We start from the raw sequence: 23,011 nt of genomic DNA, 5'->3' as shown, positions 1-23,011 counted from the left end.
AGCGGCACCGTCACGACGCCTCGACGGCCCCGCTGAACCGCCGCTTAACGAAACGGCGGCGCGTAGAGCAATCCGCCGTCGATCCATTGCGCGTTCAGCCCGCGCGACAGGCCGACCGGCGTGTTCTGACCGATATTCTTTTCGAACAATTCGCCATAATTCCCGCCGGCCATGATGGCGCGTTTCGCCCAGTCGGGGCTGAGGCCCAGCATCTCGCCCAGCGATCCGGATGTGCCAAGAAGACGCTTGATTTCAGGGTTGTCGGTCACGCCGGACAACTCGTCGACATTCGCCGAGGTGACGCCGTATTCTTCCGCCGCGATCAGCGCATTCAGCGTCCAGCGCACGATGTCGCCCCACTCGTTATCGCCATGGCGCACCAACGGGCCCAGCGGTTCCTTCGAGATGATCTCGGGCAGGACCACATGGTCCTTGGGGTTCTGGAATGTCGCACGGGTTGCGGCCAATCCGGACGCATCGGTGGTGTAGACATTGCATTCACCCGCCAGATAGCGATCCTGTGCATCGGCCACCGTGTCAATCGGAACGGTCGTATATTCCATGTTGTTCTTGCGGAAATAATCCGCAAGATTAAGCTCGGCCGTAGAGCCGACCTGCACGCAGATGGCCTTGCCGTTCAACTCTTTTGCCGAAGAGACGCCAAGTTCCTTGGGGACCAGAAAGCCCTGGCCGTCATAATAGTTGATCCCGACGAAATCGAACTGCTGGTTGACGTCGCGCGAAAACGTCCAGGTGGTGTTGCGGGCCAGGACGTCGATCTGCCCCGATGCCAAGGCGGTAAAGCGGATCTTGTTCGTGGTGGGCACGAAGTTCACCGCCGACGGATCGCCAAGAACCGCAGCGGCAAGTGCGCGGCACATGCCGACATCGAAACCGTCCCAGTGGTCATTCACATCGGCGGCCGCAAAGCCGACCATGCCCTCGGACACGCCACAGTTCAGCATGCCGCGCGCCTTGACATCGTCAAGCGTGCCAGCCGCCGCGCCGCCAACCGTCAGGCCGGCCACGCCAAGCGCACCAAGCAATGCGGTCCCCTTCATCGTCACCCCTTCCAGTACTCAAATCCTATCGCGGCGCATGGCCTGCGTTCCCCCACCGCCGACCACTTGTCAAGAACGTCGAAATTTCACGCCCAATGCGCAGGAGTTTGGGCGAAATCTGCATGTAACGTCAAGACAACTCTCTTCGAATTCCCGCGCCTTGCGGTTTGCCTTGCGTCAAGCTCTCTGCCTCAAGACCGCTGTCATGGCCCGCGCCGACACAAGTCCAGAAATACCTTGGCCTGAAGGAAATCGCCGCGCTTTCGCGCAGCCAAACGCGCAGCTTCGTCATCCACGCCCCATTGTTCTTCTTGCCAGGTCTCGTCGATCCGCGACAGATCCCATGCGGTTTCGGCCTTCAGGTGCGCTTCTGACACCGCCAATGCAAGCACCAAGGACCCCGAAATCGACACAAGATCGTGAAACGCTGCGAGCTCGAAAGGCGTCATGCGGCGCACCGGATCCTCCAGCGCGGCCAGCGCCTTTGGGTCCTGCGCCGCATGCATCACGCCGGTCCGCGGTGCCAACCGGGCACCAAAGCGCGCATCGGCCCAGTCCAGCAACGGATCCCAGCCCTGCGCCTGCCGGGCAACCAATCCGTCGGGGCTGTCGGCGCGGTAGCACAGCAAATCGGCGTCCCCGTAGGCCAGCAGCATCGTTGCAACCTCGTCGAACTGCACCGCAACCTTGTCGATTGCCGCATTCGCGCCGCGCGTGACGGGCATTGTCAGCGGGTTGACCCGGTCTTCCTGCGCGTCCCATTCCGCCGCAACGGCCTGGGCCAGCGCCCGCGTTGGCACCACCAGTGCTTTCTTGGCGGGCGTCTTCACCGCACGCCCGTCCAGCGCCACGGAATATCCGCCATCGGCCTCGACCACCTGCGCCTCTTTCCAGAACCGCTTTGCCGCCCCGAAACTCATGCCCAGCCCTTCCAGATCCGCCCCAGCGCGCCGGGCAGGTCTTCAATCGTGTCGATCACCACATCCGCCTGCAACCGCGACACCGGGTGATAGCCCCAGCTGACACCCACAGCGCCAAACTTCGCGGCCCGCGCCATATCCATGTCGTAGGACGTGTCCCCGATCATCGCCGCCTCGCTGGCCAACGCGCCGGTCTCGTCCAGACAGGTCTCCAGCATCGACGGATGCGGCTTGGACGGGTGAAAATCCGACACTTGTTCGGTCACGAAAAAGCCGGTCAGCCCGTGGCCTTCCAGCAGCGCATCCAGCCCGCGCCGCGACTTGCCCGTTGCCACGCCCAGCAACACGTCATCACGCGCCTTCAGCCTCTCCAGCATGGCGCGCACACCGGGATAAAGCGGCGAGGTCGACTCTGCCCCGTCGCGCGCGCGCAGCGCCACATAGGCATCCTTGTAGGCGGCGACCATGCGCGAAAGCACTTCGGCATCCACCTGCGGTGCCAGCTTGCCGATCGCCTGGTCCAACGACAGGCCGATAATGCCCAGCACATCCGTGCGCGCAGGCGCAGGCTGCCCCGCATCGGCAAAGGCCGCGCCCATCGAGGCGACAATATCCGCCTGACTGTCTACAAGCGTGCCATCGACATCAAAGACGATCAGTTTTGGTGCGTCACTCATCGCAGGCTCTCGAACGGGTCTTTGTCGGCCAGGTCTTCGGTCCAGCCAAATGTATCCCAGCTTTGCGCCATATGCGGCGGCAGCGGCGCGGTCACCATGATGTCCTTGCCCGTCACCGGATGCTCGAAACTCAGCGAACGCGCATGCAGGTGCAGCTTCTTCGAAATCACACCCCCCAGTTGCGCACCCCAGCCATCGCCGGGATTGTCCTGCCCGGACCCGCCATATTTTCCATCACCGATGATCGGATGCCCGATCTCGGCCATATGCGCGCGAAGCTGATGCGTCCGGCCGGTGATCGGCTCCATCGCCACCCAGGACGCGCGCCCTGCCACCCGGTAGAGCGTGGCATACAGCGTATGCGCCCGCTGTGCGCCGGGGGTTCCGTTCATCTCGTGCGGATGCACACAATGCATCTTTTCGCCTTCGCCCTTGGCGCCATGGCCGCGCGCCTTGACCAGACCGTAGCGGATCTCGCCCAGATAGGGCGTGGGCACACCGGCCACCAGCGCCCAGTAGATCTTGTGCGTCAGGCGGTGGCGCATCGCCTCTGTCAGCGCTTTGGCCATTGGCCGCGTCCGCGCCAGCAGCAGGACGCCGGATGTGTCCTTGTCCAGCCGGTGCACCAGCCGGGGCTTTTCGTCATACCCGAATGTCAGCGCCGCAGACAGCGCATCGACATGGCGCACCCCCTGCCCGCTGCCCCCCTGCGTCGGCAGACCCGGCGGCTTGTTGATCGCGATGATATGGTCATCGCGGTACAGGACCGTGCCCTGGATCATCTCTTCATCGGCGGGATGCAGATCCATCCGCACCGGCGCGGGCTTGTGATCCTCGGCCGGGATGGGCGGAATGCGCACCACCTGCCCTTCGTTCAGGCGGGTGTTGGCCTTGACCCGCCCGCCATCGACGCGCAGTTCCCCCTTGCGGCACATCTTTTCGATGCGCCCTTGCTGCACATGCGGGAACATCCGCCGCAACCAACGGTCCAGCCGCTGATCGGCGTCGTCCGGCCCGATGGTGACGTTCTGTACCTGGCTCATGCGAAGACCCCGCGCGTTGCAAGCATCCCCAGCGTCAGACCGCCAACCGACAACCCGACCGACAAAAGCACATAAAGCCCCGCCAGCCCGAATGCGCCCCGTTCGATCAGGGTGACAGTTTCCAACGAAAAGGATGAAAAAGTGGTAAAGCCGCCAAGGATTCCGGTCATCACGAACGGCCCCCAATGGGTCAGCCCCTTGTTGGCCGCCATGACGACAAAGATGCCCATGATGAAAGAGCCCAGAATATTGACGGTGAGCACGCCCAGAGGAAAGCTGGTTTGCCCAAAGGCCCGCGTCACGCCGACCCCGGTCAGAAAGCGCGCGCTGGCGCCGATGGCCCCGCCAAGGGCAACTTGAAGCACGGTGAAAATCATGCCGGACCTGTCGCGTCTGGCGTCCCTATTGTCAAGCGCACAGCGGCTTTGACGCCGCGAGGGGATTTGTACCTATTCAGCGTGCAAAAGGCACAAAAAGCCCCAAACCTCACCCCGGATTGCGCCGCGCGCGCAGCTTGGCAAAATACTCGACCCGTTTTTTCAGATCGCGTTCAAAACCGCGCTCGACAGGGGCATAGAACTCTGTCCGGCCCATGGTCTCGGGAAAGTAATCCTGCCCGGAAAACCCGTCTTCCTGATCGTGATCATAGGCATAGCCGTCGCCGTAACCCTCTGACTTCATAAACTTTGTCGGCGCGTTCAGGATATGTTTGGGGGGCGGTTCGCTGCCCGTCTTGGCGGCTGCCTTCCGCGCGGCCTTGTAGGCGGTGTAGACAGCGTTGGATTTCGGGGCAAGCGCCAGATAGACCAGCGCCTGCGCGATCGCCAACTCGCCTTCGGGACTGCCAAGACGTTCAAAAATCTCCCACGATTCCAGACAGATGGACTGCGCCTGCGGGTCCGCCAACCCAATATCCTCAACCGCCATCCGGGTGATCCGCCGCGCCAGATAGCGTGGATCCTCGCCCCCTTCCAGCATCCGTGCGAACCAATACAGTGCAGCATCGGGGTCTGATCCCCTGACAGATTTGTGAAGCGCCGAAATCAGGTTGTAATGCGCATCGCCGGACTTGTCATATTGCGCCGCACGGCGCATCAAACGCTCGCTCAAGCTCTTGGTATCAAGCGGTTTTTCGACCTTCCACGCCATGATCTGTTCAACAAGATTCAGCAGCGCTCGCCCGTCGCCATCGGCCATCTCCAACAGTTGTTCTCGCGCTTCGCCGCTCAACGGCAGTGCCCGGCTTACCTCTTGCTCCGCGCGCTGCGCCAAACGCTCCAGATCGGCAAGCGATAGGCGTTGCAGAACAAGCACTTGGCTGCGGGACATCAAGGCTGCATTCAGTTCGAATGAGGGGTTCTCCGTCGTCGCGCCGACAAGCAGTATCGTGCCGTCCTCCATATGCGGCAGGAACCCGTCCTGCTGCGCCTTGTTGAAACGGTGGATCTCGTCAACGAACAACAAGGTGCCCTGCCCATTCGCCCGGCGATGTTTGGCGGCTTCGAAAACCTTCTTCAGATCCGCAACGCCAGAGAAAATCGCGCTGATCTGGACAAAGTGCAGGTCCGTCTCGCCCGCCAGAAGACGCGCTATCGTGGTTTTCCCAACACCCGGCGGCCCCCAGAAGATCAACGACGACAGTGTACCAGACGCCAGCATGACACCCAAAGGCGCCTCCGGTCCAAGCACCTGCTCTTGGCCGATGACATCACCCAGCGACTGTGGCCGCAGCCTGTCGGCCAATGGGCGCGGGCCGCTATCGGCGGCTACACTCGGGGAGCTGTCGAAAAGGTCGGCCATCCGTCCCTATCCTGCTGGCGTAGTGGGCGCACCGCACATTACGGGCTGACACAGCATATGTCTGCGCGCGCCCCGCGATGCAAGCCTTGGGACAAGGCAGCCGCGACGCGGTGGCTGCATGAGACCAAGGACGGGCAGCTTTACAAAGGGTTTGACGCTTTTCTGGTGCTCTGATTGCAGATGCCGTGCTCGCGGAACATCACCCGGATTGCCCGATTTCAGGGGCTACATCAAATCCTTGATTGGGAATACGAGCAGGTGGTTCCCAGAGTGCCTTACCCGCGCGTCCTGCATCGCAAAACACGCAGTCTGGTCCGCGCAAAATAAAAGCCCGCCGAAGCGGGCTTTGAAATCGTTCTTTCGAAGAACTGCTTACTCTTCAGCAGCTTCCAGACGGGCCTTGTCAGCCGCGCCTTTGGCGTCGACGTCACGGTCGACAAATTCGATGATCGCCATCGGGGCCATGTCACCATAGCGGAATCCCGCCTTCATGATCCGGATGTAGCCACCCTTCCGGTCCGCAAAGCGCGGGCCGAGCACGTCGAACAGCTTTGCAACGTGGATGTCCTGCTTGAGCTGCGATGCTGCCAGACGACGTGCATGCAGATCGCCGCGCTTGCCGAGCGTGATCAGCTTTTCGACGATCGGACGCAGTTCCTTGGCTTTCGGAAGGGTCGTCTTGATCTGCTCATGCTCAATGAGCGAGCCGGCCATGTTTGCCCACAGCGCCTTGCGGTGCTCATGGGTGCGGTTCAGGCGGCGGTAACCTCTTGCGTGACGCATGTTCTTTTCTCCTAATTGCTCTCTACGAGCGGTTTTGCTTTGTCCGGCTCCTGATGCGTGTCAGGAACTCTCCTTGGGGCACCTGCCCGGATGTTTACCCTACCCGCCCCGGACTTGATCCGGGGCCTCTGGGCAACAGGTCCCGGGTCAAGCCCGGGACAGGTATTTCTCAGAACGAATCTTCCAGCTTTTTCGCCAGGTCTTCGATATTGTCCGGCGGCCAATCCTCAACATCCATGCCAAGGTGCAGCCCCATGCCCGACAGCACTTCCTTGATCTCGTTCAAGGACTTGCGACCGAAGTTCGGGGTACGCAGCATCTCTGCCTCGGTCTTCTGGATCAGATCGCCAATATACACGATATTGTCGTTCTTCAGGCAGTTGGCCGAACGGACGGAAAGCTCCAGCTCGTCCACCTTCTTGAGGAGCAGCGGGTTGAATTCCAACCCGTCGTCTTCGTCCTGACGATTTGCCGATTCCGGCTCGTCGAAGTTCACGAATATCGACAGCTGATCCTGAACGATGCGCGCAGCAAAGGCCACGGCGTCATCCGGCGGAATTGATCCATCGGTTTCGATCTTCATCGTCAGTTTGTCATAGTCCAGCACCTGGCCTTCACGGGTCGGCTGAACGTCATAGCTGACCTTCTTGACTGGCGAATAGATCGCGTCGATCGGGATCAGGCCAATGGGAGCATCTTCGGGCTTGTTCTTGTCGGCAGCGACATAGCCTTTGCCCGTGTTCACGGTCAGTTCCATGAACAGGTCCGCACCGTCATCGAGATGACAGATCACATGCTCCTTGTTCAGAACCTCGATGCCTGCGCTGTCCGAAATATCAGCAGCGGTGACAACGCCCGGCCCTTTGGCATTGATCGAAAGCCGCTTGGGCCCTTCGACTTCCATCCGCAGGGACACGCCCTTGAGGTTCAGCACGATGTCGGTCACGTCTTCGCGCACACCGGCGACGGACGAGAATTCATGCAATACGTTGTCGATCTGCACGGAGGTGATCGCGGCGCCCTGAAGCGACGACATCAACACACGGCGCAGAGCATTGCCCAGCGTCAGGCCAAAGCCGCGTTCCAGCGGTTCGGCCACAACAGTTGCCTGGCGCATCGGGTCATTGCCCGGTTTTACGTCCAGTTGTGTGGGCTTGATCAGCTCAGCCCAGTTCTTGTGGATCATGCGTCCCTCCATTCTTGTCTGCCTTCCATGTCCTAAAAGGCAAACGCCCGAGGTTTCTAACGACGACACGGGGCCCTGCACCTGGCAAGGCCCCGGTAATGAGTAATCTAGATCAAACGCGGCGGCGCTTTGGCGGGCGGCAGCCGTTATGCGCCATCGGGGTCACATCACGGATAGAGGTGATGTTGAAGCCAACCGCGGCCAGAGCGCGCAGTGCGGATTCGCGACCGCCACCGGGGCCCTGGACCTCGACTTCCAGCGTTTTCACGCCATGCTCCTGAGCCTTCTTGCCCGCATCTTCAGCGGCCATCTGAGCGGCATAGGGCGTCGATTTCCGCGAGCCTTTGAAGCCGCATGTGCCGGCCGAGGACCAGGAAATTGCGTTGCCCTGAACGTCAGAAATCAGGATCTTGGTGTTGTTGAAGGAAGAGTTTACATGCGCAACGCCAGTGGCGATGTTCTTGGAAACCTTCTTCTTCGTACGACGGGTATCGCGTGCCATATCTTCTGATCTCCCTTACTTCTTCTTGCCGGCAATGGCCTTAGCGGGGCCTTTGCGCGTGCGTGCGTTGGTATGGGTCCGCTGACCGCGGACAGGGAGGTTGCGGCGATGACGCAGGCCGCGATAGCAACCAAGGTCCATCAGACGCTTGATGTTCATCTGCGTCTCACGGCGCAGGTCACCTTCAACGTCGTAGTTGGCGTCGATATGTTCCCGAACAGCCAGAACTTCGGCGTCGGACAGCTCGTTCACACGGCGAGTCGCGTCGATGTTGACGGCTTCACAGATGGCTTTGGCCGAAGAATGACCAATTCCGGTGATGTAGGTAAGGGCGATCGGGACCCGTTTATGGGTCGGGATGTTTACGCCGGCGATACGTGCCACGTGTCACTTTCCTTTTGTTGCGGTTCCGTAGCTCCAGAACCTTTTTTCACAACGCAAGCCCGGACGACTATTGCCCGGGCCGCAGCTGAATTCGAGATGATTTAGCCCCAATTGGGAATCGCGCGCAAAGCGCGAGATACGGCTGTCTATTGGCCAGTCAAAGCATCGTCAACCCCTGTCAAGCGCTTTCTTGGCCGGCCTATAATGGCTTTAGCTCTACAGCGTTCAACAGGCGCTTTATCACCGCTGGCCAATAGACCAGATACGCAAGTCCGAAGGTCACAATGGTCAGCAAAAGCCACACAAGAGCATGTCCCAGAATGTCGAAGAAAGCCACCTCAACTGACACGCGGGCGATCCTGGCCCCTTCACCATCCAGAACATATGTACGATTCATCGGTGCCTTGATGAAGTAGTAAGGCAGCACAAACAAAGCCAATCCCAGCGTCACGATGGATAACACAATCCAGATGAGAAGCTGTCCGATTGCTTCGCCAACCGTAAATTCGCATGAAAAGCGATTGCCGAGCATCACAAAATCCTAGTGCTTCGCGAGGTTATGCGACCCGCTGGCCGAAACCGGTTTCAGCCTGCCAACGCGGCGTCAATCGCTGCCTTGACCTCGTCAATCTCACCCAGCCCATCGACGGACACCAGATCCCCCTTGGCATAATAATAGCCAAGCAGCGGCGAGGTTTTCTTGTAGTATTCCATCAGGCGGGTCTTGAGGCTGTCCTCATTGTCATCCGCCCGTCGCTTGAACTCTGTTCCGCCGCAATTGGTGCACTTGCCATCGGCGGGAATCGGTTTGGTCTGATCGTTGTAGACTTCGCCACAATTGCCGCAGGTCGATCGGGCCGTGATCCGGGCCACCAGCGCCGCGTCGTCCACTTCCATCTCGATCACGGCATCCAGCGCCTCGCCTGAGTTTTCAAGCAACTCGCCCAGGGCATCAGCCTGCGCCAGCGTCCGGGGGAAGCCGTCGAAAATGAAGCCGCCCGCCTTGTCGCCTTCCAGCTTCTCGCGGATCAGTCCGATGACGATCTCATCGGTGACCAGATCGCCGCGCGCCATGACGTCGGCCACGATCTTGCCCATCTCGGTTCCGCTGTCCTTGGCTTCGCGCAGCATGTCACCGGTCGACAGCTGTATCATATTACGCTCATCCACGAGAATACGCGCCTGGGTTCCTTTGCCTGCTCCAGGCGGTCCAAGTAGAATAATATTCATCGGCGCGCAGGCCCCCGTTTGTTACGTTTCTTACTTCCTTTACCGCGAAGCTGCGATTTCTGAATAAGACCTTCGTATTGGTGGGCCAGAAGATGGCTTTGCACCTGCTGGATCGTGTCCATCGTGACCGACACCACGATCAGTACCGACGTGCCGCCGAAGTAGAAGGGAATGGCGAACTGTCCGCGCAGAATCTCGGGCAGCAGGCAGACCGCGGCAAGATAGGCAGCCCCCAACACCAGCACGCGATTGACGACGTATTCCAGATATTCGGCAGTCTTCTTGCCCGGACGGATACCCGGCACAAAGCCGTTCTGGTTTTTCAGGTTGTCCGCAACTTCGTCCGGCTTGAACGACACGTTGAACGTGTAGAAATAGGCGAAGAACACGATCATCGACGCGAAAAACAGCAGGTAGAGCGGCTGACCGGGACCGAAATAGGCCAAGATCGTCGACATGACCGGACCGGCATCAGAGCCAGAAAAGGTTGCAATCGTAGTCGGCAGCAACAGCAGCGAGGACGCAAAGATCGCCGGAATAACGCCTGCGGGGTTAACCTTGACCGGCAGGTGGCTGGACTGGCCTTCCATGACCTTCATCCCCACCTGACGGCGCGGGTATTGGATATGGATCTTGCGCAGGGCGCGTTCCATGAACACCACGAACATGATCACCGCGATGACCATGAGGATCACGCCAATGATGACAGCGGGGCTGATCGCACCCGAACGGCCAGAGGCGAAGAACTGCGCCAATGCGGCCGGAACCTCGGCGATGATGCCGACGAAGATGATCAGTGAAATGCCGTTGCCGATGCCGCGCGCGGTGATCTGCTCGCCCAGCCACATCAGGAACATGGTGCCGCCGACCAGCGTGATGACACAGGAAGCGCGGAAAAAGAGACCGGGATCGGTCACCAGATCGCCCGCTTCCAGCGAAACGGCCAGACCGTAGGCCTGGAAGGTCGCCAGAATCACCGTGCCGTAGCGGGTGTACTGGTTGATCTTCTTGCGGCCCTGCTCGCCCTCTTTCTTGATCTGTTCCAGCGCTGGAACCATCGAGGACAGGAGCTGAATGATGATCGAGGCAGAGATATAGGGCATGATCCCCAGCGCGAAGATCCCCATACGGCCAAGCGCGCCGCCGGTGAACATCGTGAGGATCCCCCCGATGCCCTGCTGGGCCTGTTCCATGAATTCGCGCAGAGCCAGACCATCGATGCCCGGAACGGGAATGTAGGTGCCAAGGCGATAGACGATCAGTAGGCCAAGCGTGAACAGGATGCGATTGCGCAGGTCAGTGGCCTTGCCCAATGCCGCCCAGCTTGTATTCGCGGCCATTTGTTCTGCTGCAGATACCATGCGGGTCTCTCTATAGTGAAAACGCCGCCCGGGCCGTTTTCCGGCTCGTGGGCGGCGTTTGGAAAACTCAAAGGTATGTAAGCGGACTGACGCCCGCTCACAACCTCTTATTCAGCAGCTTGCGCGGTCGTGACCTTGAGCGAGCCGCCAGCCTTCTCTACCGCCTCGATGGCAGACTTGGAGGCACCGGTGACTTCGAGGGTCAGCTTGGAGGTGACGTCGCCCTTTGCCAGAACGCGGATACCGTCCAGCTTGCGGCGCACCAGACCGGACGCGATCAGCACGTCTTCGGTGATGGCATTGCCGGCATCCAGCTTGCCCGCTTCGACGAATTTCTGGATCAGGCCCAGGTTGATGACCGCGTAAGACTTCCGGTTGGGCTTGTTGAAACCGCGCTTCGGCAGACGTTGGTAGAGCGGCATCTGGCCGCCTTCGAAGCCCTTGATCGCCACGCCCGAACGGGACTTTTGACCCTTGATACCACGGCCACCCATTTTACCCATGCCGGAGCCGGGGCCACGGCCAACGCGCTTCTTGCGCTTGGTTGCGCCGTCATTATCGTGCAATTCATGCAGTTTCATGTCGCTTCTCCTTTGCCGGATGCGGCCCCCAGCGACGGGAGCGGCCGAACACGGCGTGTGTTTGTGAACGAGTCGCGGCCCATACCGGGCCACCCGGCGCGTATACCGAGGCGCGCGCGCACGTTCAAGGGCGGAGTTCCACATCGCGGAAAGATCCGCCAACAGGCCCCCGCTCAGGGCGGGGGCGGGACCGTGCGAGTCGCGGGTGAGCGCCGAGATAGACGAAGTTCAGGCCTCGCTCTCTTCGTACCATCCACCCATTTTCACCTCTGACGCATTGCCGACGAGTTCCGCGAATTCTTCGGGATCCTGCGTGCCGCCGTCGCGGCCGCGATAGTGGTAGGGGTAGACGTATGTTGGCCCGAATTCCTGGACCGCATCAGCGGCCGCCGCCGCATCCATGGTAAAGGGCAGGTTCATGCAGACGAAGGCAAGGTCGATATTCTCCAGTGCGCGCATCTCGGGGATGTCTTCGGTATCGCCGGACAGATAGACCCGGAAATCATCAAAGCTCAGGACATATCCGTTGTCCCGGCCTTCGGGATGGAAGTTCATGCGCTCTTCGGTGGTGTTATAGGCCGGGATCGCGTCGACCGCGACGCCGTTGAACTCTGTGGACTCTCCATTGCCGATGGCCTGCGCTGTCGCGGCTATCCCCTCAGGAAGCATGCCGTGGACCGCAGGGTTTGTGATCACTGCTGTGTCGTCGCCCATCAAAGCGGCCAGCGTTTCGGCATTATAGTGGTCGCCATGCTCGTGGGTGATCAGGATAAGGTCGGCACCGGGCAGATTGGCATATTGCGCGGGATCGCCGACGGGATCGACATAGATTGTGCCTGCAGGTGTCTCCAGCACAACAGATGCGTGACTGACCGGATGCACCGAGATCGCACCTTCAGCGGTTTCGAACATGTCGCCAGTGTGGGTTGCGGCGCGCGCGGCATAGGGCAGCACGGTGACGACCCCTGCTCCGGCGGCGGCGGTGACCAGAAAGGCTCTGCGTGATTGTGTCATGTCAGATTTCTCCTGTTGGATGCCTTCAAGATAGACCGCGTCACGCAAACGACAAAACTGGGGCGAAGAACGCGAAACGCCCCCCGGCAGGGCCGAGGGGCGATCACTTTTATTTGATGCAGTAAAGATCTTGTGCGCGCGTCAGTCGCGCTCTTCGACGATCTCAACCATGTGGGAAATCTTTGCGATCATGCCACGCACGGACGGGGTATCTTCCAGTTCGCGGGTCTTGTGCATCTTGTTCAGACCCAGACCGATCAGCGTCTGACGCTGAACTTGAGGGCGGCGGATCGGCGATCCGATCTGCTTTACAACGATGGTTTTTGCCATGTTCCCGGTTCCTTACGCTTCTTCGGCCACTTGGGCGCTTTCCTGCGGCGCGTCTTCACGCTTTGGCAGAATATCGGCTACTTTCTTGCCGCGACGCTGAGCCACCGAACGCGGGCTGGTCTCTTTGCCAAGACCTTCAAGCGTTGCGCGGATCATGTTGTAGGGGTTCTGCGACCCGATCGACTTGGCGACAACGTCCTGCACGCCCAGCATCTCGAACACGGCACGCATCGGACCACCGGCGATGATACCGGTACCCTGTGGCGCGGTACGCATGACGACTTTGCCAGCGCCATGACGGCCTTCCATGTCGTGGTGCAATGTGCGGCCTTCGCGCAGCGGCACGCGGATCATCTTGCGCTTCGCCTGCTCTGTCGCCTTGCGGATGGCCTCGGGGACCTCTTTGGCCTTCCCTTTGCCAAAGCCGACACGGCCTTTTTGGTCGCCCACAACCACGAGTGCTGCAAAGCCAAAACGCTTGCCGCCCTTCACGGTTTTGGACACGCGGTTGATCGCGACGAGGCGATCCGCAAATTCCGGCGTTTCATCACGCTGGTTGCGGCGGTTGCCACCACGGTTATTGGTATCTCTTGCCATTCGGCGTCCTTTCGTTCAGGCGCGGCGATGCGCACCAAAATAGTTCAATCCTGGTGCCCCGGCACTGGTCCGGGGCCCGGATCATCGAGGTGCCCCGAACGATTGTCCGGGGCGTCCTGCACTTAGATCTTCAAGCCACCTTCACGCGCGGCGTCGGCCAGGGCCTTCACCTTGCCGTGGAACAGAAAACCACCACGGTCGAAATAGGCTTCTTCCACACCGGCCTTCTTGGCGCGCTCGGCAATCGCGGTGCCCACCTTTGCGGCAGCCTCCAGATTGTTCTTGCCGGTCACGCCCAGATCCTTCTCCAGCGAGGAGGCGGAAGCCAGGGTAACGCCGTTCACATCGTCGATCAGCTGAGCGCTGATGTTCTTGTTCGAGCGATGTACGCTCAGCCGCAGCCGACCGGCATTGACCTTGCGAAGTTTGTTCCGAACGCGCAGGCGGCGCTTCAGAAACAGGGTTCTTTTGCTGTTTGCCATCTTGTGCGTCCTTACTTCTTCTTGCCTTCCTTACGGAAGATGAATTCATCCTTATAGCGGATGCCCTTGCCCTTATAAGGCTCGGGCTTGCGCCATTCGCGGATGTTCGCTGCGACCTGACCGACCAACTGTGCGTCAGTGCCTTCAACAACGATCTGCGTTGGCTTCGGGGCTGTCACGGTGACGCCCTCCGGCACAGTGAAATCGACGTCGTGAGACAGACCAAGGTTCAGTTTAAGCACGTTCCCCTGAAGCTGGGCACGATAACCCACGCCCTGGATCTCGAGCTCTTTCTTGAAGCCTTCAGACACACCCTGCACGAGGTTGGCAACCATAGTGCGGCTCATGCCCCACTGCTGGCGCGCGCGCTTGGACTTGCCGCGCGGCGTGACCGCCACGACATTGTCCTGCACCTCGATGGTGACATCGTCGGTTGCGTTGAAGCTGTGGGTCCCTTTGGGGCCTTTCACTTCGACGGTCTGGCCGGACACGGATACGCTGACCCCCGAGGGCAGCTCGACCGGTTTCTTGCCAATACGAGACATTACCTACTCCTCAGAAGACCGTGCAAAGCACTTCGCCGCCAACATTCTGGCTGCGTGCTGTTGCATCCGACATCACACCCTTGGGGGTGGAGACAATCGAGACACCCAGACCCTGACGGACCTGCGGGATCTCTTTAACACCAAGATACACACGACGGCCCGGAGTCGAAACGCGCTTGAGTTCGCGAATAACCGGGATGCCCTCGTAGTATTTGAGGCTGATTTCGATGGCCGGGTGGCCATCCGCGCCCGTGGTTTTCTCGTAGCCACGGATGTAGCCTTCGTCCGCCAGCACATCCAGAACCCATGCACGCAGCTTGGACGCTGGCGTGATGACCGTGGACTTGCCACGCATCTGGGCGTTGCGGATACGGGTCAGCATATCGCCGATAGGATCGTTCATTTGCTAACCCTCCCTTACCAGCTGGACTTGACCATGCCGGGAGCTTGGCCATTCGAGGCCAATTCACGCAGCATGATACGGCTGACTTTCAGCTTACGGTAATAGGCGTGCGGACGCCCCGTCAGCTGGCAGCGGTTGTGAAGACGCGACGGCGCGCTGTTGCGCGGCAGTTTCGCCAGTTCGAGACGGGCCTTGAAGCGCTCTTCCATCGGCTTCGACTCGTCTTTTGCGATTTCCTTGAGCTCGGCACGCTTTGCGGCATATTTGGCCACCAGGCGTTCGCGCTTCTTCTCGCGTTCGATCATTGCTTTCTTCGCCATGATACAGGTCCCCTCAGCTGTTGAACGGCATGTTGAAATGCTTCAACAGCGCTTTGGCTTCCGCGTCGGTCTTCGCGGTCGTGACGATCACGATGTCCATGCCCCAGGTCTCGTCTACCTTGTCGAAATCGATTTCGGGAAAGACGATATGTTCCTTGAGGCCCGTGGCATAGTTGCCGCGGCCATCGAACGATTTGCCCGACACACCGCGGAAGTCGCGGACACGGGGCATTGCGATGGTGATGAGACGGTCGAGAAAGTCGTACATCCGGTCACCGCGCAGGGTCACCTTGGCACCCAGCGGCATCTCTTCACGGACCCGGAAACCGGCGATCGATTTCTTGGCCTTTGTGATGACAGCCTTTTGGCCGGCAATCGCGGACAGATCTTCCTGTGCCGATTTTGCCTTCTTGGAATCGCGTACCGCTTCGGCACCACAGCCGATGTTCAGCACGATCTTTTCCAAAGCCGGGATCTGCATGTCGCTCGTATAACCGAACTCTTCTTTCAGTGCCGCTTTGATGGTCTCGCGGAACTGCGTTTTCAGACGCGGGGTATAGGTTGCGGTATCAAGCATCGATCACGTCCCCCGTGGTCTTGGCAAAACGAACCTTCTTGTCGCCTTCCATCCGGAAGCCGACGCGGGTTGCCTTACCGTTAGTGTCAACCAGCGACAGGTTCGACAATGCAATCGGCATCGCCTTGGGCACGCGGCCCCCTTGGCTGGTCTGGGTCTGACGGGTGTGACGGACGGCCATGTTCAGCCCATCCACCACAGCCTTGCCGGCCTTGGGGTCAATCAGGGTAATCGTGCCCTGCTTGCCTTTGTCCTTGCCGGTCAAAATGACGACATTGTCGCCCTTGCGGAGCTTAGCAGCCATTACAGCACCTCCGGAGCAAGCGAGATGATCTTCATGAAGTTTTTGGCACGCAATTCGCGCACGACCGGCCCGAAGATACGGGTTCCGACCGGCTCACCTGCGTTGTTCAGGATCACGGCGGCATTGCGGTCAAAACGGATGGAGGAGCCGTCTTCACGACGGACTTCCTTGGCGGTGCGCACGACGACGGCCTTGCGGACGTCCCCTTTTTTCACGCGACCGCGCGGGATGGCTTCCTTGACGGAGACGACGATAATGTCGCCCACGCTCGCATATCTGCGTTTGGAACCACCCAGAACCTTGATGCACTGCACCCGGCGAGCGCCGGAGTTGTCAGCGACATCCAGATTGGTCTGCATCTGGATCATTTGGTTTCTCCCGACCTTTGGGGGGCGTCATTCACGCCAATCCCCCAGGGTTTCGTAAAGCTGTTGAGCGGGGGCTTATTCAGCCACCACCTCCCAGCGTTTCGTCTTCGACTTCGGCGCGCATTCGATGATGCGGACCGAGTCGCCAACCTGAAACTTTTCAGCTTCGTCGTGAGCCCGGTACTTCTTGGACTTACGGATTGTCTTTTGCAGCACAGGGTGCTTGAAGCGACGCTCGACCTTCACGGTGACGGTCTGGGCGTTGGCAGTGCTTGTGACGGTGCCTTGCAGAATTCGTTTGGGCATATCAGGCGTCCTTATTCTGCAGCCGCTTGCGCGGCTTTCTGGTTCAGCACGGTCTTGACCCGTGCCGCGTCACGACGCACCTGGCGCATACGTGCGGTATTTTCCATTTGGCCGGTGGCGGCCTGGAAGCGGAGGTTGAAGGCCTCCTTTTTAAGCTGGACAAGCTGGTCCCGGAGTTCGTCCGGGGTCTTGTCACGGAGTTCGTGGGCGTTCATGCGCCTCTCCTTTACTACAACATCACCGGCAGGCCCCCATCTGCGTACACATAGGGTCACCCTTTTTCCGGTGGAGTCCGTGGATGAGCAGCCCCTTTACGCGCGATTCGTTCAAAACGCAACACTCTGTATAAACGAAAGCCACCCGACCGGCTTCGCGATGCGTTTGCGCCTCGGTCTACCACACCCCCTCAAACGCCTATGCGGCTTTTCTTTACCCAGCCTCGGCTTTCAGGCTATGATGTGTCATGCGCCAGTTGCTGACATTGGGGCTGATACTTGCCGCCATGCCCGCATTTGCGGAACAGGCCCCAACCGATTGTGCCTGCATAAACCGCAATGGCGTAGAAGTCCCACTCGGTGAGATAGCCTGCCTGAACGTTGGTGGAAAAAGCTTCATGGCACGTTGTTCGTTCTCGCAAAACGTGCTGACCTGGCGACGGGTACAGGATGGCTGCATCGTATCAGAAACGCCCTACCCGTTCAGCCCGGCACCACATCTAGCGAATGTCTCACGCGCGGCTCAGTCCCACCTATAGTTGAAACTGACGCTGATGCGCTCTTCTTCAGACATGTTCATCGGCACTTCGTGGCGCAACCAGCTTTCCCACAGCAACACGTCACCGACGTTTGGTGCCTCGTATATAAAGGCCCGCAATTCCTCGCGGCAACCCTTTTGGCGTGTAGGGGCCGCCATCATCATCGGCAAACGCGGATCTTCAAGCTTCAAAGCAGATGCTCCACCAGGCATGGCAACATATGTGGTGCCTGAAATGACCGAATGCGGATGGATATGACTGGAATGGGCACCACCTTCGGGCAGGATATTGATCCAGATATCTTCCAACACCAACGCCCTGTCGCCCAGATCAAATTCCAGATCCTTTACGAAAGCCGCAACATGCTTGTCCAAGGACGTTACCAGATCCCCAAAAACGGGAAACCGCCAAGGCAAGTCCGTCAAAGACGCGTAAGACGTATAGCCGGGATAGCCATTCTGCTCGCACCACACCTGCCCGGCCTCGTCATCCTCTGCGATCGAATAGCAGGACTGGGCCATCTCGTCGGCGTCGATAACGGGTGCATGCTCCGACAAGGCAGCACGGTAAAGGCGGGTGGCAAAAAGCGAGCGTATCTGTGACATGACCGTGGTGTAGCGCGAGTCGTCACCGGGTGCGAGAGGCCATTCGCATCAGCGCGTCCTGCCCCGGACTTGATCCGGGGCCTCTGCGGTTTCGCTGACGGCAGAAGGCCCCGGATCAAGTCCGGGGCGCGCAGTGACCGAACGCAGCGAAACGAAAACCCCCGCCGCTTTCGCGCCGGGGGTCAATTCTACTCGCATCGGGCTGTCGCCCTTTGCTTACCAGTCCTCGCGAACGACGACGCGGGTCTTGATCGGCAATTTCATCGCAGCAAGACGCAGCGCCTCGCGGGCCACGTCCTCGTCGACACCGTCGATCTCGAACATGACACGGCCGGGCTTGACCTTGCAGGCCCAGAAGTCGACCGAACCTTTACCCTTACCCATCCGAACTTCGGTGGGCTTGGAGGTCACGGGCACGTCCGGGAAAATCCGGATCCAGACCCGGCCCTGGCGCTTCATGTGACGTGTCATCGCGCGGCGAGCCGCCTCGATCTGACGCGCTGTCACACGCTCGGGCTGGGTTGCCTTGAGGCCATAGGTTCCGAAGTTCAAGTCGCTGCCGCCTTTGGCAAGACCTGCAATCCGACCCTTGAACTGCTTGCGGAATTTAGTGCGTTTCGGTTGAAGCATCTCAAATTCTCCTTAGCGGCGGCCGCCGCCGGCACCACGAGGGGCCGGGCCGTCCTGCAGCTCTTGTGCCTTACGGTCACGCGCTTGCGGATCGTGCTCCATGATCTCACCCTTGAAGATCCAGACCTTGATCCCGATGATGCCATAGGCCGTTTCGGCCTCGACATTTGCGTAATCAATGTCAGCGCGAAGGGTATGCAGGGGCACGCGGCCCTCGCGATACCATTCGGTACGGGCGATCTCTGCACCGCCGAGGCGGCCAGCAACGTTCACCCGGATCCCCAATGCACCCATGCGCATCGCGTTTTGCACGGCACGTTTCATGGCGCGACGGAACGACACCCGACGCTCAAGCTGCTGAGAGATCGATTCTCCCACCAGACGCGCGTCAAGCTCGGGCTTGCGAACCTCAACGATGTTGAGGTGCAGCTCAGAGTCGGTCATTGCCGCGATCTTCTTGCGCAGGGTTTCGATATCGGCGCCTTTTTTGCCGATGATCACGCCCGGGCGCGCAGTATGAACGGTCACACGGCACTTCTTGTGCGGACGCTCGATAATTACGCGCGACACACCGGCCTGCTTGCATTCCTTGAAGATGAATTCGCGGATGGCGATATCTTCCAGCAGCAGATCACCATAGTCCTTGGTGTCAGCATACCAACGGCTGTCCCAGGTGCGGTTGACCTGAAGGCGCATACCGATCGGGTTGGTTTTGTTACCCATTATGCTTGCTCCTCGACCTGGCGGACCTTGATGGTCAGCTCACTGAACGGCTTGATGATCTTGCCAAACCGGCCGCGGGCACGGGGACGACCGCGCTTCATGGTCAGGTTCTTGCCGACATAGGCCTCGGCGACGACCAGTTCATCAACATCCAGATTGTGGTTGTTCTCGGCATTGGCGATGGCCGACTGAAGGCATTTCTTCACGTCGATCGCGATCCGCTTGTTCGAGAAAGTGAGATCGGTCAGGGCCTTCTCCACTTTCTTGCCACGGATCATCGCAGCAACCAGGTTCAGCTTTTGCGGGCTTGTGCGAAGCATGCGCAGTTTTGCCATTGCTTCGTTATCAGCCACGCGGCGGGGATTCTTATCCTTGCTCATGGCTTATTTCCGCTTCGCTTTTTTGTCAGCCGCATGTCCGTAATATGTACGGGTCGGCGAATACTCACCGAACTTCTGACCGATCATATCTTCGGAGACGTTCACCGGGATATGTTTGCGGCCATTATAGACGCCAAACGTCAAGCCCACGAACTGGGGCAGGATCGTCGAACGGCGCGACCAGATTTTGATAACTTCACTGCGACCCGATTCACGGGAAGCTTCGGCCTTCTTGAGCACATAGGCGTCAACGAAGGGGCCTTTCCAGACAGAGCGTGTCATGTATTAGCGCCCTTTCTTCTTGGCGTGCCGCGAGCGGATAATCAGCTGCTGCGAGGCCTTGTTCTTGTTACGGGTCTTGGCACCTTTGGTCGGCTTACCCCAAGGAGTAACCGGGTGACGACCACCGCTCGTCCGACCTTCACCACCGCCATGGGGGTGATCGATCGGGTTCATCACAACGCCGCGGACGGAAGGACGCTTGCCATAGTGGCGCATCCGGCCGGCCTTGCCGTAGTTCTGGTTCGAGTTGTCGGGGTTCGACACGGCACCAACAGTGGCCATGCATTCCTGACGCACCAGGCGCAGTTCGCCCGAGCTGAGACGGATCTGGGCATAGCCACCATCGCGACCGACGAACTGGGCATAGGTGCCCGCCGCACGCGCGATCTGACCGCCTTTACCCGGCTTCAGCTCGATATTGTGGACGATCGTCCCGATCGGCATGCCCGAGAACGGCATCGCGTTGCCCGGCTTGATGTCGACCTTGGTGCCTGCCACGACCTTGTCACCGACAGCGAGACGCTGGGGGGCAAGAACGTAAGCCTGCTCGCCATCGTCGTATTTGACGAGCGCGATAAAGGCGGTCCGGTTCGGGTCATATTCGATCCGCTCGACGGTTGCCGCCACGTCGAATTTGTTACGTCTGAAATCTACGATCCGGTAGAGGCGCTTTGCCCCACCACCACGCCTGCGCGATGTGATCCGCCCGGTGTTGTTCCGACCGCCCGATTTGGACAAACCCTCGGTGAGAGATTTGACCGGACGCCCTTTCCAAAGCTCCGAACGGTCGATCAGCACCAGCCCGCGCTGGCCCGGCGTCGTCGGCTTATACGACTTGAGTGCCATGCTTTCTGTCTTCCGTTAGCTACTGGCGGGAAACCCGCCTGATGTAAGCCCCCTCGTGCGAGGTGACCGAAGTAAAAGGGCCCCGAAGGTCCCCGGTGATCCGCCGAAAAATGCAAAAGAACCGTTGCCGGCACGCCGCAAGATCAGGCGAAGAGGTCCCGGATCAAGTCCGGGACGGGTGTCTGCGGGTCCACAAGGACCTCCAGAAAAAAAACCGTGCAGCCCCGGAACGAATCCGGGGCCGCGAAAGTTGCCCGTGGCTATTACAGCCCGGTGGTCACGTCAATGGTGTTACCCTCTTCGAGGGTGACATAGGCCTTCTTGACGTCCTTGCGCTTGCCGGGTTGCCCGCGGAAACGCTTGACCTTGCCTTTGGTGATCGTGGTGTTGACGGCCTTGACCTTCACACCAAACAGGCTTTCGACGGCCTCTTTGATCTGTGGCTTGTTGGCCTCGATATCCACTTCAAAGACAACCGCACCGCTTTCCGACGCCATGGTCGATTTTTCGGTGACGATCGGCTTGCGGATCACGTCGTAATGTTCTGCTTTCGCGCTCATTTCAGTCGAGCCTCCAGTGCTTCGACACCCGCCTTCGTCAGGACAAGCGTGTCCTTCTTGAGGATGTCATAAACGTTGGCACCCATCGACGGCAGAACATCGAGACCGTCGATGTTGGCTGCGGCGCGGGCGAAATCCTGGTTCACCTCTGCCCCGTCGATAACCAGTGCGCGCTTCCAGCCCAGATCCTTCACCTGACGCGCCAGCTCGGACGTTTTGCCGTTCGAGTTTGCAGTGTCGATGATGACCAGCGAACCGTCCTTCAACTTGGCAGACAGTGCCAGCTTCAGACCCAGTGCACGGACCTTCTTGGGAAGATCGTGGCCGTGGCTGCGCGGGGTCGGACCCTTGTAGATACCACCCTTGCGGAAGATAGGTGCCTTGCGGGAGCCGTGGCGTGCGCCGCCGGTGCCCTTCTGGCGATAGATCTTCTTCGTCGAGTAGCTGACTTCCGAGCGGGTCTTGACCTTGTGCGTACCGGCCTGCGCCTTGTTGCGCTGCCAACGAACGACACGGTGCAGAATGTCCGCACGCGGTTCCAGGCCGAAGACGTCGTCGCCCAGATCGACCGAGCCGGCCGTGCCGCCGTCCAGTTTGATCACGTCGAGTTTCATTCGTCGCCTTCCTTCTTCTCGGCCTCGATATCGGCCTCAGCCTTCTTCAGCGCATCTGCCTCGGCGGCGGCCTGCTCTTCAGCTGCGGCCTTTGCTGCGGCTTCTTCCTCGGCTGCGGCCTGTGCGGCGGCTTCCTCGGCAAGGCGCTTGGCTTCTTCACCCGCCGACTTCAGCGCGGCAGGATAGATCACGTTCTCGGGTGTCGGCTTCTTGACCGCATCCTTGACGGTCACCCAACCACCTTTGGAACCTGGAACGGCACCCTTGATCATGATCAGGCCACGCTCTGCGTCGGTCTTGACGACCTGCAAGTTTTGCGTGGTGACGCGTGCAGCGCCCATGTGTCCAGCCATCTTCTTACCTTTGAAGACCTTGCCGGGATCCTGACATTGACCCGTGGAGCCGTGCGAACGGTGGCTGATCGAAACACCGTGCGAGGCGCGAAGACCACCGAAGTTGTGCCGCTTCATGGCACCGGCGAACCCTTTACCGATCGAGGTGCCGGAAACATCCACATACTGACCTTCAAAGTAATGGTCAGCCGTGATTTCCTCACCGATTTCGATCAGGTTTTCAGCAGCCACGCGGAATTCCGCGACCTTGCGCTTGGGTTCCACATTCGCAACCGCGAAGTGGCCGCGCATGGCCTTGGATGTCCGCTTTGCCTTGGCCGTGCCAGCACCCAGCTGAACAGCGGTATAGCCGTGCAGATCGGCGGTGCGGGTTGCAACAACCTGAAGCTTGTCGAGTTGAAGAACGGTCACAGGAATCTGCTTTCCGTCTTCCATGAAAAGCCGGGTCATGCCGACTTTCTTAGCGATGATACCAGAGCGCAACATGTCC

General features: G+C 59.7%; 35 protein-coding genes. All 35 read right to left on the bottom strand.

The genetic code is table 11. From position 1 onward, the window contains the following. Positions 1-44 precede the first annotated feature (44 nt). The 35 genes from B8991_RS07835 to rplC all read right to left on the bottom strand — a co-directional run bounded on the left by B8991_RS07835 (position 45) and on the right by rplC (position 23,007). On the bottom strand, positions 45-1,061 hold the full coding sequence (locus B8991_RS07835; RefSeq protein WP_084352077.1) for an amino acid ABC transporter substrate-binding protein: 1,017 nt from the start codon (positions 1,059-1,061) through the stop codon (positions 45-47). Between the two features lie 203 nt (positions 1,062-1,264). Then, positions 1,265-1,981 (bottom strand): ATP12 family chaperone protein, encoded by a 717-nt coding sequence (locus B8991_RS07830; protein ID WP_084352075.1) that lies wholly within the window; start codon positions 1,979-1,981, stop codon positions 1,265-1,267. Then, entirely contained in the window at positions 1,978-2,658 is a 681-nt protein-coding gene (locus B8991_RS07825; RefSeq protein WP_084352073.1) for an HAD-IA family hydrolase, read from the bottom strand. Before B8991_RS07825 ends, B8991_RS07830 begins: the two co-directional genes overlap by 4 nt. After that, positions 2,655-3,701 (bottom strand): RluA family pseudouridine synthase, encoded by a 1,047-nt coding sequence (locus B8991_RS07820; RefSeq protein WP_084352071.1) that lies wholly within the window; start codon positions 3,699-3,701, stop codon positions 2,655-2,657. Before B8991_RS07820 ends, B8991_RS07825 begins: the two co-directional genes overlap by 4 nt. Then, a complete protein-coding gene (gene crcB / locus B8991_RS07815; protein WP_084352068.1) occupies positions 3,698-4,078 on the bottom strand; it encodes a fluoride efflux transporter CrcB in 381 nt (126 codons plus the stop codon). Before crcB ends, B8991_RS07820 begins: the two co-directional genes overlap by 4 nt. Positions 4,079-4,187: 109 nt before the next feature. After that, positions 4,188-5,501 (bottom strand): replication-associated recombination protein A, encoded by a 1,314-nt coding sequence (locus B8991_RS07810; protein ID WP_084352066.1) that lies wholly within the window; start codon positions 5,499-5,501, stop codon positions 4,188-4,190. A 372-nt stretch (positions 5,502-5,873) separates the two neighbouring features. After that, the gene (rplQ, locus tag B8991_RS07805) at positions 5,874-6,284 is read right to left on the bottom strand and encodes a 50S ribosomal protein L17 (RefSeq protein WP_084352064.1); all 411 of its coding nucleotides are present in this window, start codon (positions 6,282-6,284) and stop codon (positions 5,874-5,876) included. A 169-nt stretch (positions 6,285-6,453) separates the two neighbouring features. Beyond that, the gene (locus tag B8991_RS07800; RefSeq protein ID WP_084352257.1) at positions 6,454-7,470 is read right to left on the bottom strand and encodes a DNA-directed RNA polymerase subunit alpha; all 1,017 of its coding nucleotides are present in this window, start codon (positions 7,468-7,470) and stop codon (positions 6,454-6,456) included. Between the two features lie 112 nt (positions 7,471-7,582). Further along, a complete protein-coding gene (gene rpsK, locus B8991_RS07795) occupies positions 7,583-7,972 on the bottom strand; it encodes a 30S ribosomal protein S11 (protein WP_084352062.1) in 390 nt (129 codons plus the stop codon). A gap of 15 nt (positions 7,973-7,987) precedes the next feature. Continuing rightward, a complete protein-coding gene (gene rpsM, locus B8991_RS07790; protein ID WP_084352060.1) occupies positions 7,988-8,356 on the bottom strand; it encodes a 30S ribosomal protein S13 in 369 nt (122 codons plus the stop codon). 199 nt (positions 8,357-8,555) lie between these two features. Beyond that, entirely contained in the window at positions 8,556-8,888 is a 333-nt protein-coding gene (locus tag B8991_RS07785) for a DUF6693 family protein (RefSeq protein ID WP_084352058.1), read from the bottom strand. A gap of 53 nt (positions 8,889-8,941) precedes the next feature. Further along, complete coding sequence (locus B8991_RS07780) at positions 8,942-9,586, bottom strand: adenylate kinase (protein ID WP_084352056.1); 645 nt, start codon at positions 9,584-9,586, stop codon at positions 8,942-8,944. Continuing rightward, the gene (gene secY / locus B8991_RS07775; protein WP_084352054.1) at positions 9,583-10,947 is read right to left on the bottom strand and encodes a preprotein translocase subunit SecY; all 1,365 of its coding nucleotides are present in this window, start codon (positions 10,945-10,947) and stop codon (positions 9,583-9,585) included. Before secY ends, B8991_RS07780 begins: the two co-directional genes overlap by 4 nt. A gap of 107 nt (positions 10,948-11,054) precedes the next feature. After that, positions 11,055-11,528: a 50S ribosomal protein L15 gene (gene rplO / locus B8991_RS07770; protein ID WP_084352053.1), complete on the bottom strand. Its 474-nt coding sequence runs from the start codon at positions 11,526-11,528 to the stop codon at positions 11,055-11,057. A gap of 228 nt (positions 11,529-11,756) precedes the next feature. Continuing rightward, positions 11,757-12,542 (bottom strand): MBL fold metallo-hydrolase, encoded by a 786-nt coding sequence (locus B8991_RS07765; RefSeq protein ID WP_084352051.1) that lies wholly within the window; start codon positions 12,540-12,542, stop codon positions 11,757-11,759. Between the two features lie 141 nt (positions 12,543-12,683). Then, positions 12,684-12,872 carry a 50S ribosomal protein L30 gene (gene rpmD, locus B8991_RS07760; protein WP_084352049.1) on the bottom strand — a complete coding sequence of 63 codons (189 nt, stop codon included), beginning with the start codon at positions 12,870-12,872 and terminating at the stop codon, positions 12,684-12,686. 12 nt (positions 12,873-12,884) lie between these two features. After that, complete coding sequence (gene rpsE / locus B8991_RS07755; RefSeq protein WP_084352047.1) at positions 12,885-13,469, bottom strand: 30S ribosomal protein S5; 585 nt, start codon at positions 13,467-13,469, stop codon at positions 12,885-12,887. A 122-nt stretch (positions 13,470-13,591) separates the two neighbouring features. Then, positions 13,592-13,951 (bottom strand): 50S ribosomal protein L18, encoded by a 360-nt coding sequence (rplR, locus tag B8991_RS07750; RefSeq protein ID WP_084352045.1) that lies wholly within the window; start codon positions 13,949-13,951, stop codon positions 13,592-13,594. An 11-nt stretch (positions 13,952-13,962) separates the two neighbouring features. Continuing rightward, positions 13,963-14,496 (bottom strand): 50S ribosomal protein L6, encoded by a 534-nt coding sequence (rplF, locus tag B8991_RS07745; RefSeq protein ID WP_084352043.1) that lies wholly within the window; start codon positions 14,494-14,496, stop codon positions 13,963-13,965. 10 nt (positions 14,497-14,506) lie between these two features. Then, positions 14,507-14,899 carry a 30S ribosomal protein S8 gene (gene rpsH, locus B8991_RS07740; protein WP_084352041.1) on the bottom strand — a complete coding sequence of 131 codons (393 nt, stop codon included), beginning with the start codon at positions 14,897-14,899 and terminating at the stop codon, positions 14,507-14,509. A gap of 14 nt (positions 14,900-14,913) precedes the next feature. Beyond that, positions 14,914-15,219, bottom strand: coding sequence for a 30S ribosomal protein S14 (gene rpsN / locus B8991_RS07735; RefSeq protein ID WP_084352039.1), 306 nt, complete (start codon positions 15,217-15,219; stop codon positions 14,914-14,916). 13 nt (positions 15,220-15,232) lie between these two features. After that, on the bottom strand, positions 15,233-15,796 hold the full coding sequence (gene rplE, locus B8991_RS07730) for a 50S ribosomal protein L5 (RefSeq protein WP_084352037.1): 564 nt from the start codon (positions 15,794-15,796) through the stop codon (positions 15,233-15,235). After that, positions 15,789-16,100: a 50S ribosomal protein L24 gene (gene rplX / locus B8991_RS07725; RefSeq protein ID WP_084352035.1), complete on the bottom strand. Its 312-nt coding sequence runs from the start codon at positions 16,098-16,100 to the stop codon at positions 15,789-15,791. Before rplX ends, rplE begins: the two co-directional genes overlap by 8 nt. Beyond that, on the bottom strand, positions 16,100-16,468 hold the full coding sequence (gene rplN, locus B8991_RS07720; RefSeq protein WP_084352033.1) for a 50S ribosomal protein L14: 369 nt from the start codon (positions 16,466-16,468) through the stop codon (positions 16,100-16,102). Before rplN ends, rplX begins: the two co-directional genes overlap by 1 nt. Positions 16,469-16,543: 75 nt before the next feature. Next, the gene (gene rpsQ, locus B8991_RS07715) at positions 16,544-16,774 is read right to left on the bottom strand and encodes a 30S ribosomal protein S17 (protein ID WP_084352031.1); all 231 of its coding nucleotides are present in this window, start codon (positions 16,772-16,774) and stop codon (positions 16,544-16,546) included. Positions 16,775-16,785: 11 nt separating this feature from the next. Continuing rightward, positions 16,786-16,989, bottom strand: coding sequence for a 50S ribosomal protein L29 (gene rpmC / locus B8991_RS07710; RefSeq protein ID WP_084352029.1), 204 nt, complete (start codon positions 16,987-16,989; stop codon positions 16,786-16,788). Between the two features lie 523 nt (positions 16,990-17,512). Beyond that, positions 17,513-18,133, bottom strand: coding sequence for a 2OG-Fe(II) oxygenase family protein (locus tag B8991_RS07700; protein WP_084352027.1), 621 nt, complete (start codon positions 18,131-18,133; stop codon positions 17,513-17,515). 216 nt (positions 18,134-18,349) lie between these two features. Further along, positions 18,350-18,763: a 50S ribosomal protein L16 gene (gene rplP / locus B8991_RS07695; RefSeq protein ID WP_084352025.1), complete on the bottom strand. Its 414-nt coding sequence runs from the start codon at positions 18,761-18,763 to the stop codon at positions 18,350-18,352. Between the two features lie 12 nt (positions 18,764-18,775). Beyond that, on the bottom strand, positions 18,776-19,486 hold the full coding sequence (rpsC, locus tag B8991_RS07690) for a 30S ribosomal protein S3 (RefSeq protein ID WP_084352023.1): 711 nt from the start codon (positions 19,484-19,486) through the stop codon (positions 18,776-18,778). Further along, the gene (rplV, locus tag B8991_RS07685) at positions 19,486-19,866 is read right to left on the bottom strand and encodes a 50S ribosomal protein L22 (RefSeq protein ID WP_084352021.1); all 381 of its coding nucleotides are present in this window, start codon (positions 19,864-19,866) and stop codon (positions 19,486-19,488) included. Before rplV ends, rpsC begins: the two co-directional genes overlap by 1 nt. Positions 19,867-19,869: 3 nt before the next feature. Continuing rightward, complete coding sequence (gene rpsS / locus B8991_RS07680; protein ID WP_084352019.1) at positions 19,870-20,148, bottom strand: 30S ribosomal protein S19; 279 nt, start codon at positions 20,146-20,148, stop codon at positions 19,870-19,872. A 3-nt stretch (positions 20,149-20,151) separates the two neighbouring features. Then, on the bottom strand, positions 20,152-20,994 hold the full coding sequence (gene rplB / locus B8991_RS07675) for a 50S ribosomal protein L2 (protein WP_084352017.1): 843 nt from the start codon (positions 20,992-20,994) through the stop codon (positions 20,152-20,154). A gap of 263 nt (positions 20,995-21,257) precedes the next feature. After that, entirely contained in the window at positions 21,258-21,554 is a 297-nt protein-coding gene (locus B8991_RS07670) for a 50S ribosomal protein L23 (RefSeq protein ID WP_084352015.1), read from the bottom strand. Then, positions 21,551-22,168 (bottom strand): 50S ribosomal protein L4, encoded by a 618-nt coding sequence (gene rplD, locus B8991_RS07665; RefSeq protein WP_084352013.1) that lies wholly within the window; start codon positions 22,166-22,168, stop codon positions 21,551-21,553. Before rplD ends, B8991_RS07670 begins: the two co-directional genes overlap by 4 nt. Next, on the bottom strand, positions 22,165-23,007 hold the full coding sequence (gene rplC / locus B8991_RS07660; protein ID WP_084352011.1) for a 50S ribosomal protein L3: 843 nt from the start codon (positions 23,005-23,007) through the stop codon (positions 22,165-22,167). The genes rplD and rplC overlap by 4 nt, the downstream gene beginning before the upstream one ends. Between the last annotated feature and the right edge of the window lie 4 nt (positions 23,008-23,011).

Source organism: Primorskyibacter flagellatus, assembly GCF_900176485.1.
Lineage (GTDB): Bacteria > Pseudomonadota > Alphaproteobacteria > Rhodobacterales > Rhodobacteraceae > Primorskyibacter > Primorskyibacter flagellatus.
Note: the sequence above shows the minus strand (reverse complement) of the source record. Positions and strands in the feature narration are given on the sequence as shown.

Bases quoted from the DNA above. Each gene is read 5' to 3' on its own strand.
- B8991_RS07785 (WP_084352058.1), bottom strand. From the start codon at position 8,888: ATGCTCGGCAATCGCTTTTCATGCGAATTTACGGTTGGCGAAGCAATC.
- rplX (WP_084352035.1), bottom strand. From the start codon at position 16,100: ATGGCTGCTAAGCTCCGCAAGGGCGACAATGTCGTCATTTTGACCGGC.
- rplO (WP_084352053.1), bottom strand. From the start codon at position 11,528: ATGAAACTGCATGAATTGCACGATAATGACGGCGCAACCAAGCGCAAG.
- rplR (WP_084352045.1), bottom strand. From the start codon at position 13,951: ATGGCAAACAGCAAAAGAACCCTGTTTCTGAAGCGCCGCCTGCGCGTT.
- rplV (WP_084352021.1), bottom strand. From the start codon at position 19,866: ATGAGCAAGGATAAGAATCCCCGCCGCGTGGCTGATAACGAAGCAATG.
- B8991_RS07830 (WP_084352075.1), bottom strand. From the start codon at position 1,981: ATGAGTTTCGGGGCGGCAAAGCGGTTCTGGAAAGAGGCGCAGGTGGTC.
- rpsC (WP_084352023.1), bottom strand. From the start codon at position 19,486: ATGGGTAACAAAACCAACCCGATCGGTATGCGCCTTCAGGTCAACCGC.
- B8991_RS07825 (WP_084352073.1), bottom strand. From the start codon at position 2,658: ATGAGTGACGCACCAAAACTGATCGTCTTTGATGTCGATGGCACGCTT.
- B8991_RS07780 (WP_084352056.1), bottom strand. From the start codon at position 9,586: ATGAATATTATTCTACTTGGACCGCCTGGAGCAGGCAAAGGAACCCAG.
- B8991_RS07810 (WP_084352066.1), bottom strand. From the start codon at position 5,501: ATGGCCGACCTTTTCGACAGCTCCCCGAGTGTAGCCGCCGATAGCGGC.
- rpsK (WP_084352062.1), bottom strand. From the start codon at position 7,972: ATGGCACGCGATACCCGTCGTACGAAGAAGAAGGTTTCCAAGAACATC.
- rplN (WP_084352033.1), bottom strand. From the start codon at position 16,468: ATGATCCAGATGCAGACCAATCTGGATGTCGCTGACAACTCCGGCGCT.
- rpsN (WP_084352039.1), bottom strand. From the start codon at position 15,219: ATGGCGAAGAAAGCAATGATCGAACGCGAGAAGAAGCGCGAACGCCTG.
- rpsS (WP_084352019.1), bottom strand. From the start codon at position 20,148: ATGACACGCTCTGTCTGGAAAGGCCCCTTCGTTGACGCCTATGTGCTC.
- rplD (WP_084352013.1), bottom strand. From the start codon at position 22,168: ATGAAACTCGACGTGATCAAACTGGACGGCGGCACGGCCGGCTCGGTC.
- rplF (WP_084352043.1), bottom strand. From the start codon at position 14,496: ATGTCTCGTATTGGCAAGAAACCGGTCGAGCTGCCCTCGGGGGTCAGC.
- rpsE (WP_084352047.1), bottom strand. From the start codon at position 13,469: ATGGCAAGAGATACCAATAACCGTGGTGGCAACCGCCGCAACCAGCGT.
- rplQ (WP_084352064.1), bottom strand. From the start codon at position 6,284: ATGCGTCACGCAAGAGGTTACCGCCGCCTGAACCGCACCCATGAGCAC.
- B8991_RS07835 (WP_084352077.1), bottom strand. From the start codon at position 1,061: ATGAAGGGGACCGCATTGCTTGGTGCGCTTGGCGTGGCCGGCCTGACG.
- rpmD (WP_084352049.1), bottom strand. From the start codon at position 12,872: ATGGCAAAAACCATCGTTGTAAAGCAGATCGGATCGCCGATCCGCCGC.
- B8991_RS07800 (WP_084352257.1), bottom strand. From the start codon at position 7,470: ATGATCCACAAGAACTGGGCTGAGCTGATCAAGCCCACACAACTGGAC.
- crcB (WP_084352068.1), bottom strand. From the start codon at position 4,078: ATGATTTTCACCGTGCTTCAAGTTGCCCTTGGCGGGGCCATCGGCGCC.
- B8991_RS07820 (WP_084352071.1), bottom strand. From the start codon at position 3,701: ATGAGCCAGGTACAGAACGTCACCATCGGGCCGGACGACGCCGATCAG.
- B8991_RS07765 (WP_084352051.1), bottom strand. From the start codon at position 12,542: ATGACACAATCACGCAGAGCCTTTCTGGTCACCGCCGCCGCCGGAGCA.
- rpsQ (WP_084352031.1), bottom strand. From the start codon at position 16,774: ATGCCCAAACGAATTCTGCAAGGCACCGTCACAAGCACTGCCAACGCC.
- secY (WP_084352054.1), bottom strand. From the start codon at position 10,947: ATGGTATCTGCAGCAGAACAAATGGCCGCGAATACAAGCTGGGCGGCA.
- rpsH (WP_084352041.1), bottom strand. From the start codon at position 14,899: ATGAACGATCCTATCGGCGATATGCTGACCCGTATCCGCAACGCCCAG.
- B8991_RS07670 (WP_084352015.1), bottom strand. From the start codon at position 21,554: ATGAGCGCGAAAGCAGAACATTACGACGTGATCCGCAAGCCGATCGTC.
- rplC (WP_084352011.1), bottom strand. From the start codon at position 23,007: ATGTTGCGCTCTGGTATCATCGCTAAGAAAGTCGGCATGACCCGGCTT.
- rplB (WP_084352017.1), bottom strand. From the start codon at position 20,994: ATGGCACTCAAGTCGTATAAGCCGACGACGCCGGGCCAGCGCGGGCTG.
- rplP (WP_084352025.1), bottom strand. From the start codon at position 18,763: ATGCTTCAACCGAAACGCACTAAATTCCGCAAGCAGTTCAAGGGTCGG.
- rpmC (WP_084352029.1), bottom strand. From the start codon at position 16,989: ATGAACGCCCACGAACTCCGTGACAAGACCCCGGACGAACTCCGGGAC.
- B8991_RS07700 (WP_084352027.1), bottom strand. From the start codon at position 18,133: ATGTCACAGATACGCTCGCTTTTTGCCACCCGCCTTTACCGTGCTGCC.
- rplE (WP_084352037.1), bottom strand. From the start codon at position 15,796: ATGCTTGATACCGCAACCTATACCCCGCGTCTGAAAACGCAGTTCCGC.